We start from the raw sequence: 14382 nt of genomic DNA, 5'->3' as shown, positions 1-14382 counted from the left end.
TTACTCCTCCTTGCCAATTTCTTTTTTATCGTAATTTTCTTGGTAAACCTCACTATATAATCGGTTCAGTTCACGCTCTAGCTCACTCAGCAACAATTGACCTTCCGTTTTATCGATGATGCCTACACGAACGGCAAATCCGACTTGTTGTGAGAAGCCATACATTTGCGTATCTACTACTTCTTCAAATGCCTTACATTGTGAGATACACAGGCTATTTTTTTGATTTTTGATCAAGCGTTTGATTCGTTCTGATTCATCTTTAAGCACTTGAACTGCAAATTCATTTGATAGAGAATCCATCTAAGCCTACCCCCATTCTAAGTTTATTTATTATAACATACTTAAAATTCTAACGGGGAAAAATCCCAGTTTTCGCTCAGGGATTTTCTTCTTTTTTTACTATTTGCTAGCCTATCATGAGCAAAAACAATAGATGTACTAATTTTACAAACGATACACTACTTAACTAGAAAGTATCAGTGCTAAAAAAGCGTCCCCGTATTTGTCTAACTTGCTTTGTCCTACCCCTTTTATCTGCAATAAAGAAAGTCGATCTTTTGGACGTTGTCGACTCATTTCTTTTAAAGTCGCATCTGAAAAAACCACATAAGGCGGCACGCCTGCTTCAGAAGCTAAGTCAGTTCGTAACTCTCTTAGCGTTTCAAATAAGGTGTCAGCTTCTTCATCAGAAAGTTGTTGGACTTTTTCAGCTTCTTTTTTAAATACTTTTTGTTTCCCTTTTAACACTTCGATTCCTAGTTCCGTTACTTTCAACGTGGGGTATTCACCGTTCATTGAATACAGATAACCACCAGAAATAAGATACTCGATCAACTGAAGAATATCTTTTTGTGCCCATTTTTTTAATAAGCCGTAAGTTGATAACGCTTGAAAACCTAGCATCTTGACTTTTTGTTCTTTCGAACCAGCTAATACCTTCATCAACAATTGTTTCCCATAATTTTCACCCATGCGTTTCAAGCAAGACAACACCATCTGTGTTTCAGTCGTTACATCGACTAGTTCACGTTCATCTAAACAGTTACCACATCTTCCACATGGGATACTTTTTTCGCCAAAATAAGTAAGAATATATTGTTGCAGACAGGATTCGATGTAGACGTATTCCGTCATTGCTTTTAATTTTTCGTATTCTTTTTGTTTTTGTGACTCTTCTCGTTGGGATTGTTGGATAAAAAATTTTTGGACCTGGATATCTTGGGGAGCAAACAACAAGACAGCCTCACTTAAGAGCCCATCACGACCTGCTCTTCCCGCCTCCTGATAGTAAGCTTCTAAAGAACCAGGAATCTGATAATGAATGACGAAGCGGATGTTACTCTTATTGATCCCCATGCCAAAAGCATTCGTTGCAACTAATAATTCTGTACGGTCATATAAAAAGTCTTCTTGGATTTCTGTTCGTTGGCTTTCACTCATCCCACCATGATATCTGCCAACACTGAAATCAAATTTCTTTAACAAATGATAGATTCGATCAACTTCTTTGCGGGTAGCGGCATAAATGATCCCTGATTGCTTTTTATTTATACGTAGATACTCAATTAAGTACTGCTCTTTTTTTTGATCTTTTACTACTTGTAAACGTAGATTTTCTCGTGCAAAACCCGTTTGAATATGATTATCCATTGGTATCTTTAAAAGTCTTTTAATATCTTCTGCTACTTGCTTTGTTGCAGTAGCAGTCAATGCCACAATGATCGGTCGTTGATTAAACGTGTTTAATGTTTCTGCCATATGAAGATAGCTTGGACGAAAATCATGTCCCCATTGTGAGATACAATGCGCTTCATCAATCGCTATCAGTTGCACGTGCCAACGTTTCATTGATTGGATAAAATCTGGCATGATAAACCGTTCTGGCGCAACATATAATAATTGGATTTGTTGCTGTTCGAGTAATCGAAACCGAGAAGCAGTCTCATAACTATCCAATGAACTATTGATAAATGTCGCTGAAATGCCTAACTGATTGGCAGCATCTACTTGATCTTTCATCAGAGAGATCAAAGGAGAAATGACTACAGTCAAGCCATCAAGCATCAATGCTGGCAATTGATAACAAATGGACTTCCCACTTCCTGTAGGCATGATCCCTAGGACGTCTTCATGATCAAGGACCTTTTGGATAATTTCTTTTTGTCCAGGGCGAAATACTTCATAACCAAAGTATTGTTTTAATATATCATTCATTTTATCCCTACTTTTTAGTTGATTTAAGAGGTTGTGAAAAGGGCGCTTTGACCTGAGCGCTCACCAGGTAAAAACTGCGACGAGTAATCGCAGGAGCATTAAGGATGAAAATCTCGAAACAGCTCCCCATGTTTTGAGATTTTTTGACTTATCGCCGAAGGTCATCTCTTTGAACACCGTGAATAAGGTTGTGAAAGAAGCGATCAGCTCCGAGCGAATAAGAGAGGATTTTTTAAAATAGCTTCTCATATTTTAGAAAATCATCGCTTATTGCTGAGGAGTTGCTTCTTGAACACCGTGAATTAGAGGTTGTGAAAGCATCGGGAAGCTCCGATGACAATAAGAAAGAATTTTTTAAAACAGCTTCTCATGTTTTGAAAAATTCAGGCTTATTTCAAGGAGCTGATGCTTGAACACCGTGAATAAGAGGTTGTGAAAAGAGCGCTTTGACCTGAGCGCTCACCAAGTAAAAACTGCGCCGAGTAATCGCAGGAGCATTAAGGATGATAATCTCGAAACAGCTCCCCATGTTTTACGAAACTCAGCTTTATGTCAAAAAACTGCCGCTCGTCCACGGTTTAGTTGTTTTTTATTTATAAAAAGCCTAGAGCAACCTTTTATTATTGACCCTTCTATCGCCCCTCTATAACTATAATACGTCAATTATATTTTACTTCTCCAAGCAATCAAGTACAACATGCTTTTTGTGAAACTTTCGCTTTTTGTGAAACAAAAAACGAGGTAATCAAAGATTTTAAAAAGACTTTTAATAAACTTTTAGCGTACTTATTGAATTTTTCTTATAGTTTTTATTAACTTCTCCACAGATAAAAATTTTAGAAAAAGGAAAAACAATTCTCTCCTTTTAATTTCAAACAATTGAATACGTTCTAAAAAATTGAGAAGCAAAATTTGCCGACAGTATTTTTCTTTTCATCTACTTTAATGCTGATTTACCAGTCATCTGAACAAAAATAAACCGAAGATGCCCGAAAATAGTTACTCCTATTTTTGGACTTCTTCGGTTTATTTCTCAAAGCTAAACATCACTGTATCAACAAGGTGAACAAATGATTATTTTTTCTTTTTAGAAGCTTTTTCACGTGCATTTTTGTTTAAGATTTGTTTTCTTAAACGGATACTTTCCGGTGTTACTTCACAATATTCATCGTCATTCAAGAATTCTAACGATTCTTCTAACGTCAATTGTTTTGGTTTTTTGATAACAGATGTTTGGTCCTTGGTAGCAGAACGAACGTTAGTCATTTGTTTTGCCTTCGTGATGTTAACAGTCAAGTCATTGTCACGACTATTTTCACCAATGATCATACCTTCATAAACTTCTGTACCTGGTTCAACAAAAACAGTTCCACGTTCTTCGATACTCATGATTGAATAAGTTGTTGCTTTTCCAGTATCAATCGATACTAACGCACCTTGGTGTCGTCCACCGATTTGACCTGGTAACATTGGTAGGTATTGATCAAATGTGTGGTTCATGATGCCGTAGCCGCGAGTCATTGAAAGAAATTCAGTTGAATAACCGATCAAGCCACGAGCTGGTGTTAAAAATGTCAAACGGATTTGACCATTACCAGTATGGATCATGTCTTGCATTTCACCTTTACGTAAGCTTAATGATTCGATAACGCTACCCATATATTCTTCAGGTGTGTCGATTTGAACACGTTCAAAAGGTTCACATTTCACGCCATCAATTTCTTTTTCGATAACTTCAGGACGAGATACTTGTAGTTCATAACCTTCACGACGCATGTTTTCGATCAAGATTGACAAATGAAGTTCTCCACGACCAGAAACTGTCCAAGCATCTGGAGAATTTGTTGGTTCAACACGCAATGAAACATCCGTTTGCAACTCAGCCATCAAGCGTTCTTCAATTTTACGAGCAGTGACATATTTTCCTTCACGGCCAGCAAATGGTGAATTATTCACTAAGAAAGTCATTTGCAGTGTTGGTTCGTCAATGTGTAGAATTGGCAGAGCATCTTGGTGGTCCACAGGTGTCACTGTTTCCCCAACGAAAATATCTTCCATTCCTGATACGGCAATTAGATCTCCAGCTTTTGCTTCGTCAATTTCTAAACGTTTCAAGCCGAAGAAACCAAATAATTTAGTTACACGGAATTTTTTAACTGAACCGTCTAATTTTAGTAAGGCAACTTGGTCCCCTACTTTGATCGTTCCACGGAAGACACGACCAATCCCGATACGTCCAACATAGTCGTTATAATCAAGCAATGATACTTGGAATTGTAATGGTTCATCGCTATTGTCTACTGGCGCAGGGATTTTTTCAACAATTGTATCAAAGATCGGTGCCATTGTTGGTTCTTGATCAGCTGGATCATCAGACAAGCTAGATGTTCCGTTTAATGCTGAAGCATAGATAACTGGGAAATCTAATTGATCATCATCTGCACCTAGTTCAATAAATAATTCTAATACTTCATCAACAACAAACTCAGGTCGTGCAGAAGGTTTATCAATTTTATTCACAACTACGATCGGTGTAATATGTTGTTCTAGCGCTTTTTTCAAAACAAAACGAGTTTGTGGCATCGTTCCTTCATAAGCATCAACTACTAAGACAACGCCGTCAACCATTTTCATGATTCGTTCAACTTCGCCACCAAAGTCCGCATGCCCAGGTGTATCCATGATATTGACACGAATCCCTTTATAATCAACTGCGGTATTTTTTGCTAAAATCGTGATTCCACGTTCTTTTTCTAAAGCATTTGAATCCATCGCACGTTCTTGTAATTGTGTGTGTGCGTCTAATGTATCTGATTGTTTCAATAATTCATCAACCAATGTGGTTTTTCCGTGGTCAACGTGGGCGATGATCGCTACGTTACGGATATCATTTCTATAGTTCAATGTAACTAACTCCTTCTCGGTTCTTTATGACAGTGCAATTTTACTCGACTGTTTATTATAGCAAACTTTTTTCATGAAATATAGTAAAATGTTTTCATTTTTTCGAGAAAATTAATATTTCAGCCATATTTTTCTTAATTATGCGGTTTTTTTTACTTATTTAGCGAATCAGCCGCAACAATAAGTGCCCGAATTTCATCATAGGCTTGAGGTGTAGCCGCAATATAATATTCTCTTCCTCGAAATTTTAGCTTTTCTCCTGAGATACCGCTATATTTCATTCCAAATTCAGCGAGTAAAACATTCCCTGCGCCATAGTCCCACGGGCTCAAATTTGCAATATAACCAATATGTTTCCCTTTTAAAAGTGCAATCATTTCTAGTCCTGCACATCCATAAATACGAACACCCATACTTTGTTCACCAATTGTTCGGACATTCCACCGATTATGACTAAAAAGATAACCGTTCAAACCAATAAGTCCATCTTTTAAACGAAGGTCTTCTGGCTTAGTTAACGGATGGTCATTCATATAAACACCTAAATCTTTTCCACCCCAATACAGCGCTTCTTTCATCACGTCATAAATAAAACCAAGGTGTCCAACACCATCTTGATAAACGCCTAACATAATACAAAAATTCTCTTGTTCAAGTACGAAGTTCATGGTTCCATCAATTGGATCAATAACAAATACTTGCCCTTCAAAGCTTTCTAACTCACTGTAACCTTCTTCTTCTGCGAGAATCTTTGCTTCTGGATTATACGCCTGAATCTTTTCAATCAAAAAAGCTTGGACTTCACGATCCATATTGGTAACCAGATCTTTTCGATTGGTTTTTTGATCAACTTTAAGCGTCTTGATTTGTACCGCACGAATTTTCTCAGCTGCTTCTTTAAGCCAAATTTTGATCTGATGGATCAGTTCTTGTTTATTCATGTTCTCACCCATTCATTTTTAGGATTTTTTTCTGATTCTTTTTTGCTGCTTGAACTGTTCGATACAATGAATAACCTGATACTTTTTCAAATTCTTTTCCTAATTTTTTTTCTTCTCCAATAGATGGAATAACCGTTTTGAATTGTTTGTATGATTTTAAAAACCGAGCATTATCGATGCCCTTTTCATTCGCTAACTCTAAATCCTCCCACATCTTCATCACAATGACCATTTCCTCGGTGGTCCAGTCTAAATCAAGCGGGTATTGATAATCTTGCATACTTCATTCTCCTATTTCCTATAGTCAAAATCAGTGTATCATAAGAATAAGTACATAACCAAATAGTTTCGATTTTCTAGTTTACATAATTAATTTATAGTTGAATAACTATGTTTTCATCGCTAGCTAAGAAAAATAAGTAATAGTCTATAAAAATTCACACATTCATACAAAGAACCGTCACTAACAAAATAGAGAAAATAAATTCTGTCGGTGACGTAGGTTTATTTATTAAGATAAGAGGAAAAGATCTAACATTTTTACTTTTCCTAAGGGATTTCATATGAAACTAACGTCCTTCATGTTCAGGTATGTTTAACGAGCTCATAGACGCTTCATTAGCAAAACTATGATTTATCCGATATTGTTCATTTATTTTAGTGGCAGTGTATGTTTCATCTTTTGAAATTAATTTAAACATCCCCTTCTGTAGCTCAGCAAATTTAGAATTCCCTTCATTTTCTAAAAAAATCTTATAGAACCAATTTTGAGAGGATAAAGACGAATTTTTAATATAATGACAATGTGGCAATGCTTTGACAACAACTTCAATAAGTACTTCTGTATCGACCTTAGGCCTATATGATTCATTATCCTTTCTACTTAAATAATGAAGTAAGGTGCTTTTAACATCTCGTTTAGTAATGATATTTCCTCCATTAACAGCTAGTTCATTGTATTTTTGAATCGTTTTGTTTAGTTCAAAATTTATTATATTATCGCTAAGTATCTCTTCTGATGATATAGTACTTGGAATCTCTGCTGCATTAATATACATCGTAAATTCAGACGAAGAAACATATTTTTCTAAATTTTCAGAAAAACTCTCCAAACTTATTGGATTTTCTAAAATTGCTTTGGGTAAAATTTCACTGAACTGAGATTGTTCAGAAATTCCTATTTTATTCATAATAATGCTTATTTCCCTATTGGCCTCTTCACTGAGAGGAACAACTTTACCAAACTCTGAATGTTCACTCAAAATTTTTTCAACGATACAATGATAGCTTGATTTTTCTAATAGCTCTGGTAAATAATCGTTTAATTTTTCCCATGGAAATTTTAGCTTTTCTTCTAATATTTGTTTCATACTTTTGGTACTAATCTTATTTGAATGTGCAAAAGTTTGAAGATCTTTGTCTGGCCTAAGTAAAAAAGATTTTGTTAGTTTATTATCTTCTTTATTCATCTGTTGACTACCTCCTACAAAATATTAATAATTGCTATCTATTTAGTTCTACATTAAGTATAGACTGAGAGATGCTCCGAGTATCAATTACATTTATTTTCTTATTATGAGATAAACCTTTATGTATCGCGTTCAATCGCTTTACTTCTATTCTTTTTTTTTCTCTTTGTTCGAATGCTTCTTTTTCTCTGCGATTATTTTCGCCTATTAGACGACTAAAATCAGGGAATGTCGTTTCTACAATATCATTCCCATTTTTATAATAATTGGCAATAATTTCCATTCTAGATTCTTTTTGGCATTCTATAAACAACGCACTGATGACACTTTTTCTAAAACCTTCATTTGCACATAATAATTCACTGCGTTGGAACCCTTTTCCTTCTCTTTTTAGCGCATCTAATAAAGAAGGACCTTCGATTTTATATTTTTCATATATAATATTTTCAATTTCAGCATACCTCAATGGTTCTCTCTCAAATAAATCTGTTAAATGAACATAATAATTGTATGCACTTTTCTCAAATATACGTTGGATTGTTCGATAGTCATTATGTCGATTCACATTGCCAACATTTGGATTTACATGAATTTTTTGTATTTGAGTAAACTTCATCTTTTTACCCCATTTCTTTTTTTACATAACTCTCTAACGTCCCTCTCAATACTTTTTACTTTTATATCATTTTTTATTTGTGGTTTGTAGAGCATCGCTCATCTGATTGATTTGAATTTTCTGTGTTGTAACCGAGATCTTATCATTCAAACTAGATAAGTGCGTGTGCAAATTGTTTTGATGTTTTCTCTTTTTTCTCCAATTTTCATATTCTATCACCGTAGTCTAAAATTATTGCCAATTAAGCTAGATAAGTTCATTAACTTTTTTATAAAAAAAGCTTATCATGAAATCGATTGCAAGGAGGGCCCTTTTATTTTTTTTTTTTGAAAATTATGTTCATATTACAACACTGTATATGAAAATTTTTTAGTATAATGGAGTGTTGTAGGTTATTATGCGGAATTTTTTATAGCACTATTCAACAGCAAATGAAGTCGTGGATCATTTACTTTCCCCATGAATTTCAGCTTATTGTTACCACAAAGAGATACCAACTAACTATGATTGAGAAAACGCTACTTTTTCCTAGTTACTACAAGAAATGCTGAAAGAACATACTTTAATGTGAAGCAAAAAACATCAAAACTAGTTGAAGTTACTAATTTTGATGTTTATTAGAAATCTTATTAGATTTGATAAAGAACTAAGAGCTATAATTATCTCGATTTCTCTTCTGTTTTTACACGTTGTTCTTCTGTATGAGATGCTACGAAACCCTTCTGCAAACGTTCTCTTATTGCCATTAAATCATGTTTTTCTTCTTTATCACAAAGTGTTTGACTAATATATTGACCAGTAATTTCAGCATTTTTATGCCCATTTTGATGGTATTTCTCATTCAATTGAATGAACGCCTGTTGTCTACATTCCTTCATTAATCTTGCGATCATAAAATCTCGAATATTTTTCAATGGCGGATAAAATAATTCGCTGAAAGCAAGCCCTTTTCCTTCTCGCTTTAACAAAAGCAATAAAGAAATACCTTTAATTTCGTATTTAACCATAATGGTCTTTTCAATTTCAAAATACGCTAACGGATTTTTTTCAAAGAGATCTGATAGATGGTTGAAATAGTTCATTTGATTCTTTTTGATAATTTTCATAATATCGTTCCGTTGTGGAAGACGATTGATATCGTCTATATTAGGAGGTACCTGAGTGCCTTCTTCTCTTTGACTCATCATTTCCGACCTTTCTTTTTATTATATTTGACTTGATTCATTTTTATTGAATCTTTTTCTAACGAATAAATTCAAGTCATTATTATTGGCAATAAATCTCCATTCATTATTTTGGCTGCTGTATCTTTAGTATGTTCCGTTAATAAATAAGTTTACTGTTTTTGTAAGATTCTGTTCAACAGCACTTGCTCAGATCATTTTATTCAATTATCAGAAACACTACCACTTATGTACAAACGTCTATACATCCACTCTCAGGCATTTCACTTATTTTCCATAATCAATTCCTTTTTAATACATTTATTGTTTCTCTATTTTAACATCGAATGTTCTAACAAATAATTCACTTTTTCTTCTTTTTAGAAAAAAATGTTCGATCAAAATCAAATTCTTGGTCTTTTTCTGAATAATTTTTTGTTTGTTTTATTTTTTTCTAAGGTTTATTCGATTTTACTAATGATTATCCTGTTAGAATTTTATTACGTCCTTCCGCCAAAAATTAAATTTGGACTCGTATCTTGTTTATGTTCTATCCTTATATTACTTTCTGTAGCCGTAATTTTAGCATTTCCAACACTCGTTGAAAAAGTTTGAAGTCCTTGTGATTTCATTTCTATTTCTTTTAGTAATAGTTCATAATTTTTAGTCCAATTATGCAACGTTTTCGGAACCAAACGATAATATTCACATATTTGCTTTTTAGTCATTTCTTTATTCTTAAGTAAACGAACGCACGCTGCTTTAACTTCAGCTGGACAAGACAAATTCCCTGGCCCTAGCTCCCTATTTTTTAAATCTTCGAGAGTTGTTATTGTGTTTTTATTTCCAAGCGCCTGATCGTATCTATAATTCCATCTTCTTAAATTCCCATCAGAAATGTTCAATTTGTCACACAATTCTTTCTGCATTAATCGTTCACTTCTCCATAAAAGTACACAAGCTTCCTTAACCTTATTAGTACAATTCAGATTCTCCTCAGTTTTTTCCCTACTCCTCAACTCTTCGATAGTCGATATTATTTTATGAGTTAACTTCTCTTTTTTATCTATATGTTCTGATTCACTATTGGCTGACTGATCGGGGACAACCTCTTCATATTCAAGCAACTTTTGAAATGTATCAATTGATAATTCCAATATGTCACAAAATGTCTCTCTTGTGATAACTGATTGAATGGATTGATATAGTTGAACGTAATCCACTTTAGGATATGCTTTATTGACTTTTTTTGGTAGAGCAAGCTCAAGAGAGTGCGCCGTTTGAGAAATAGGCTGCTTATCAATTTGTTTGATTGCCTGAGCCACTGGGATGTTTTTGGAACTTTTCGTACGCTTATCTTGTATTTCCTTTTCTGTAAAGTCACTTATATTTCGATTATGAGGATCAGATTGTTCTTGATGTTCATTTGATTTCGCCTCATCAGATATTCGTATTCTTTTTGGTTCATATATATCACCTAACACTTTCACTGCTTGCTCTATCGTATAATTGCCATTTAACAGCGGATTATATAATTCGTCCCATCCTTGAAGATTAATTGATTCCTGCTCATCAAACATTTGTTTTCTTTTTGTGTGAACTGTATTGTCTGACACTTCCACTGTTTGAGCTATCGGAAGTTTATCCTTTAATATAGGGTTGAATAAATTGCCCGAGTCTTGGTGAAGCAAACGATGATCTTCATTTGCCTCGTTTAAATCATTCGAACCTTTTATTTCCTCATTCTCATCACCTACATGATAGCTCTCTTGAGGGATTACAATCGTTTCATTTTTCATAGGGTCACTCTCCTTTAAAGTAATTTAACATTAAATTAGTAAATAACTACTTCCGCTAAACAATCAAATAATTGATATCGAAATGTGTCGATCCAATTGCTTTTTTATTTTTCAGAAAAAAAGGTAAAAATAAGAAAAGACACCTCGAAACCATTTAGAATGAATTTGACTGACCAAGTCAAAAAAGGATTCAAGCTGTCTTATACTCAACTTATCAAAGATACCTTAAATACTCTAGACCTAACAATCTATAGCTAATAAAAAGAACAAAAAGGAATTTTTCTTCTTTCTGTCCTAATTATTCTAAGATTTCTCTTTACCAACATTAGTTGTAAAAAGCCTAATTTTGATATGTATTAACTAACCTTATCCGGCTGGACAAAGAGCTAAAAGCGATTATCTCGATTCTCCTCTATTTTTACACTTTGTTCTTCTTTAGGATATTTTGCGAACTCCTTCTTCAGATGTTCTCTTATCCCCACTAGATCACGTTTTTCTTCTTTATTGTCAGATGATATAAAGTATGGGTCTGTAATTTCAACAATTCTATGCCCATTTTGTTGGTATTTTTCATTCAATTGAATGAATGCCTGTTGTCTACATTCCTTCATTAATCCTTTTATCATAATCTCTCGAATATTTTTTAATGGTGGATAAAATAATTCGCTGGATGCCAGACCTTTTCCTTCCCTTTTTAACAAAACCAATAAAGAGATACCTTTAATATTCTGTTTATCCATCATTTTTTTTTCAATTTCAAAATAAATTAACGGCTTTTTTTCAAAGAGTTTTGATAGATGATTGAAATAGTTCATTTGATTCTTGTTGATGATTTTTCTAATATCGTCCCATTGAGAATGGCACCTGACATCTTTTGTATGAGGGTCAACATAAACCCCTTCTTCTCTTTTACTCATCATTCCCGACCTTTCTTTCTAACGTATCTGACTTGATTCATTTTATATATTTTTTTCAGCAAATAAATTTAAGTCAGTCACGTTGCTAATAGAGCTTCAATTATTATTTTTGCTGCTAAATCTTTGTTGTATTCAATATTTATAAAACAAGTTTACCGTTTTTGTGAGTTTCTGTTTAATAACAACTTAACTATAGCTTTTGTCCAGCCGCTAAAAATACTATCAGGGACTTATAAACGTTCATATAATGCAATCTAAGGAATTTGACTTCTTTTCCATAATCATTTCCTTTTTTATTCATTTATTATTTATCTATTTTAACATCGAATGTTCTAACAAATAGTTTACTTTTTCTTCTTTTGAGAAAAAAATGTTCGACCAAGATTAATCCATTGGACTTGGTCAACATAATTTGTCGGTTTATTTTCATTGTATCTAATGTTCATTCCAATTTTACTTGTGATTAACTGGCTAGAATTTTATTGAATCCTTTGATTACCCAAGACTAAATTTGGACTCTTATTTTGCTCATGGATTAACCTCGCATTATTTTCTGCTGCTGTAATTTTAGCATTCCCGACATTGGTTGAAAAAGTTTGGCGTTCTTGGGATGTTCTTTCTGAATTTTGGAGTAATCGGTCATAGTTCTTGATCCAGTTATAAACCGTTTTCGGATTCAAATGATAAATCTTACATAATTGCTTCACGGACATTTCTCGATTCTTATATAAAAGAACTAATTTTATTTTAACTTCATTCGTACAACACAGCTTTCCTGAATTTAGCTTCCTTTCTTTTAATTCTGTAAGAGTCGTTATTATATTCTTCTGCTGATTTCTATGTGCTTGATTGTATTTATCCATCCAAGCTCTTAAAACCCCATCAGTGATGTTCAATTTGTCACATAATTCAGTCTTAGTCTTTGAGCAACCTCTCCTTAAAAGTACACAGGTCTCCTTCACTTTATCAGTACAATCCAGATACCCATCAGTTTGTTTGCTACTTATTAATTCTTCGATAGTCGATATTGATTCACGAGTTAATTTCCCCTCTGTATACTCTTTGAGCCAATTTAGAAAGGGCATATAGGGTAAATTTTTCTTATAACAAAAATAAGTGATAGAATGGTAAGAATGTTTAGAATTAAGATATAATTTAACATTTTCCAATTTGTATTCTTTCGGGAAAACTATTCTTTTATCCCTTGGATATCTTATTTCACTATTGGTTGACTCATCTGGAACAGCTTCTTTAAGCAACCCTTGAAATATATCTTCTGACAATTCCATTATGTCACAAAATGTCTCTATTTTGATGGTCGACTGAATGGATTGATACAGTTGGATATATTCTAAATAATCATTCTTAGTGTCTGATTGATTGGCTTTTTGTGGAAGAACTAGGTCAAGAGAGTGCCTCGTTTGAGGATTAAGCTGCTTATCGGTTTGTTTGGTTGTTTGACTTTCTAAGTGCTGTATACTATGTAGACCCTCAGATAAATGAGCAGTAGCTCTTTTTGGATGTCTTTCTTTGTCAAGCACCGTTTCCTGATTCTGATTCACTGGGGTGCTTTCTGAATTTTTCGTACTCTTGTCTTGTATGTTCTTTTGTGTAAAGTCACTTGTGTCCCTATCATTATGTACGCTATGCGGATTCTGGAGATGTTTTTCTTCATCAATCGAAGATTCCGAATTTTGGCCCACTACAGAGTTCATTCGATTATTTTCCAGATCAAACATATTTCCAGTTTCTATTTCTTGTCCCTCTGTTTGTCCTTTCCTCTCCTCGGCTATCCTTTGCTCTTTTGTTTCATGATTAGAAAAAAGAGTATCGGCTAATTCTAATTCTTGACGAGTCAGAGGACCCAGTTCGAACACGTAGCGTACTAGGTCTTCTTCTGGACTGGGCTTATTGACCGATTCTCTTGTCGTTTGAGGTGGGAATTGTGAATCATTTATGGTGTCTCGCTCATTAAATAAATGGTTATTTGCGCCTTTTAGCCTTTTTGGATATCCCACGTTTTCGTCTGATCTAGGGTGCACTCGCTTATTTCCTGAATCAAACATATTGACATCTTTTATTCCTTGTTCCTCTATTTGCCCTATCCTTTGCTCCTTTGGTTCAAGATTAGAAAAAAGAGTATACGCCGCTTCTAATTCTTGAATAGTTGGAGGACCTTGGTTGATTATGTGACTTACTAGCTCCTCCTCCGGACTGGACTCATTAACCAGATGATTATCTTGTCCTAGCTCACCATATGACTGTTGCCCATTTCCATTGGAACCTATTACATTCTTTGTTATGTATCGTTGTTCCGTCCATTCATTTTCCATAGTAATTTCCTTTTCTAATTATT

Annotated in this window: 11 protein-coding genes; all 11 read right to left on the bottom strand. The window is 34.0% G+C overall.

All coding sequences use genetic code 11. The annotated features are described in order from the left end of the window. The 11 genes from IGL28_RS05675 to IGL28_RS05625 all read right to left on the bottom strand — a co-directional run bounded on the left by IGL28_RS05675 (position 1) and on the right by IGL28_RS05625 (position 14359). Positions 1-303, bottom strand: a complete 303-nt coding sequence (locus IGL28_RS05675; protein ID WP_010719354.1) for a DUF1507 family protein — start codon at positions 301-303, stop codon at positions 1-3. 162 nt (positions 304-465) lie between these two features. Continuing rightward, positions 466-2217 (bottom strand): DNA helicase RecQ, encoded by a 1752-nt coding sequence (gene recQ, locus IGL28_RS05670; protein ID WP_081129092.1) that lies wholly within the window; start codon positions 2215-2217, stop codon positions 466-468. 1074 nt (positions 2218-3291) lie between these two features. Beyond that, entirely contained in the window at positions 3292-5121 is a 1830-nt protein-coding gene (gene typA / locus IGL28_RS05665) for a translational GTPase TypA (protein WP_010737451.1), read from the bottom strand. 152 nt (positions 5122-5273) lie between these two features. Next, on the bottom strand, positions 5274-6062 hold the full coding sequence (locus tag IGL28_RS05660) for an inositol monophosphatase family protein (protein WP_232088568.1): 789 nt from the start codon (positions 6060-6062) through the stop codon (positions 5274-5276). 4 nt (positions 6063-6066) lie between these two features. Next, entirely contained in the window at positions 6067-6342 is a 276-nt protein-coding gene (locus IGL28_RS05655) for a UPF0223 family protein (RefSeq protein ID WP_063627020.1), read from the bottom strand. 289 nt (positions 6343-6631) lie between these two features. Next, a complete protein-coding gene (locus tag IGL28_RS05650; RefSeq protein WP_010719360.1) occupies positions 6632-7531 on the bottom strand; it encodes a hypothetical protein in 900 nt (299 codons plus the stop codon). Positions 7532-7565: 34 nt separating this feature from the next. Then, on the bottom strand, positions 7566-8147 hold the full coding sequence (locus IGL28_RS05645) for a hypothetical protein (protein ID WP_081129095.1): 582 nt from the start codon (positions 8145-8147) through the stop codon (positions 7566-7568). A 659-nt stretch (positions 8148-8806) separates the two neighbouring features. Next, positions 8807-9334, bottom strand: coding sequence for a hypothetical protein (locus IGL28_RS05640; RefSeq protein ID WP_081129097.1), 528 nt, complete (start codon positions 9332-9334; stop codon positions 8807-8809). Between the two features lie 476 nt (positions 9335-9810). Continuing rightward, positions 9811-11109 (bottom strand): hypothetical protein, encoded by a 1299-nt coding sequence (locus tag IGL28_RS05635; RefSeq protein WP_081129105.1) that lies wholly within the window; start codon positions 11107-11109, stop codon positions 9811-9813. 386 nt (positions 11110-11495) lie between these two features. Then, positions 11496-12026, bottom strand: a complete 531-nt coding sequence (locus IGL28_RS05630; RefSeq protein WP_128427800.1) for a hypothetical protein — start codon at positions 12024-12026, stop codon at positions 11496-11498. A gap of 479 nt (positions 12027-12505) precedes the next feature. Beyond that, positions 12506-14359 carry a helix-turn-helix domain-containing protein gene (locus tag IGL28_RS05625; RefSeq protein ID WP_081204279.1) on the bottom strand — a complete coding sequence of 618 codons (1854 nt, stop codon included), beginning with the start codon at positions 14357-14359 and terminating at the stop codon, positions 12506-12508. Positions 14360-14382: the final 23 nt, after the last annotated feature.

The organism is Enterococcus sp. AZ077 (assembly GCF_051714965.1).
GTDB lineage: Bacteria > Bacillota > Bacilli > Lactobacillales > Enterococcaceae > Enterococcus_B > Enterococcus_B hirae.
This window is presented reverse-complemented; position numbering and strand designations above follow the sequence as displayed.

Bases quoted from the DNA above. Each gene is read 5' to 3' on its own strand.
- IGL28_RS05675 (WP_010719354.1), bottom strand. From the start codon at position 303: ATGGATTCTCTATCAAATGAATTTGCAGTTCAAGTGCTTAAAGATGAA.
- recQ (WP_081129092.1), bottom strand. From the start codon at position 2,217: ATGAATGATATATTAAAACAATACTTTGGTTATGAAGTATTTCGCCCT.
- IGL28_RS05660 (WP_232088568.1), bottom strand. From the start codon at position 6,062: ATGAATAAACAAGAACTGATCCATCAGATCAAAATTTGGCTTAAAGAA.
- IGL28_RS05655 (WP_063627020.1), bottom strand. From the start codon at position 6,342: ATGCAAGATTATCAATACCCGCTTGATTTAGACTGGACCACCGAGGAA.
- IGL28_RS05650 (WP_010719360.1), bottom strand. From the start codon at position 7,531: ATGAATAAAGAAGATAATAAACTAACAAAATCTTTTTTACTTAGGCCA.
- IGL28_RS05645 (WP_081129095.1), bottom strand. From the start codon at position 8,147: ATGAAGTTTACTCAAATACAAAAAATTCATGTAAATCCAAATGTTGGC.
- IGL28_RS05640 (WP_081129097.1), bottom strand. From the start codon at position 9,334: ATGATGAGTCAAAGAGAAGAAGGCACTCAGGTACCTCCTAATATAGAC.
- IGL28_RS05635 (WP_081129105.1), bottom strand. From the start codon at position 11,109: ATGAAAAATGAAACGATTGTAATCCCTCAAGAGAGCTATCATGTAGGT.
- IGL28_RS05630 (WP_128427800.1), bottom strand. From the start codon at position 12,026: ATGAGTAAAAGAGAAGAAGGGGTTTATGTTGACCCTCATACAAAAGAT.
- IGL28_RS05625 (WP_081204279.1), bottom strand. From the start codon at position 14,359: ATGGAAAATGAATGGACGGAACAACGATACATAACAAAGAATGTAATA.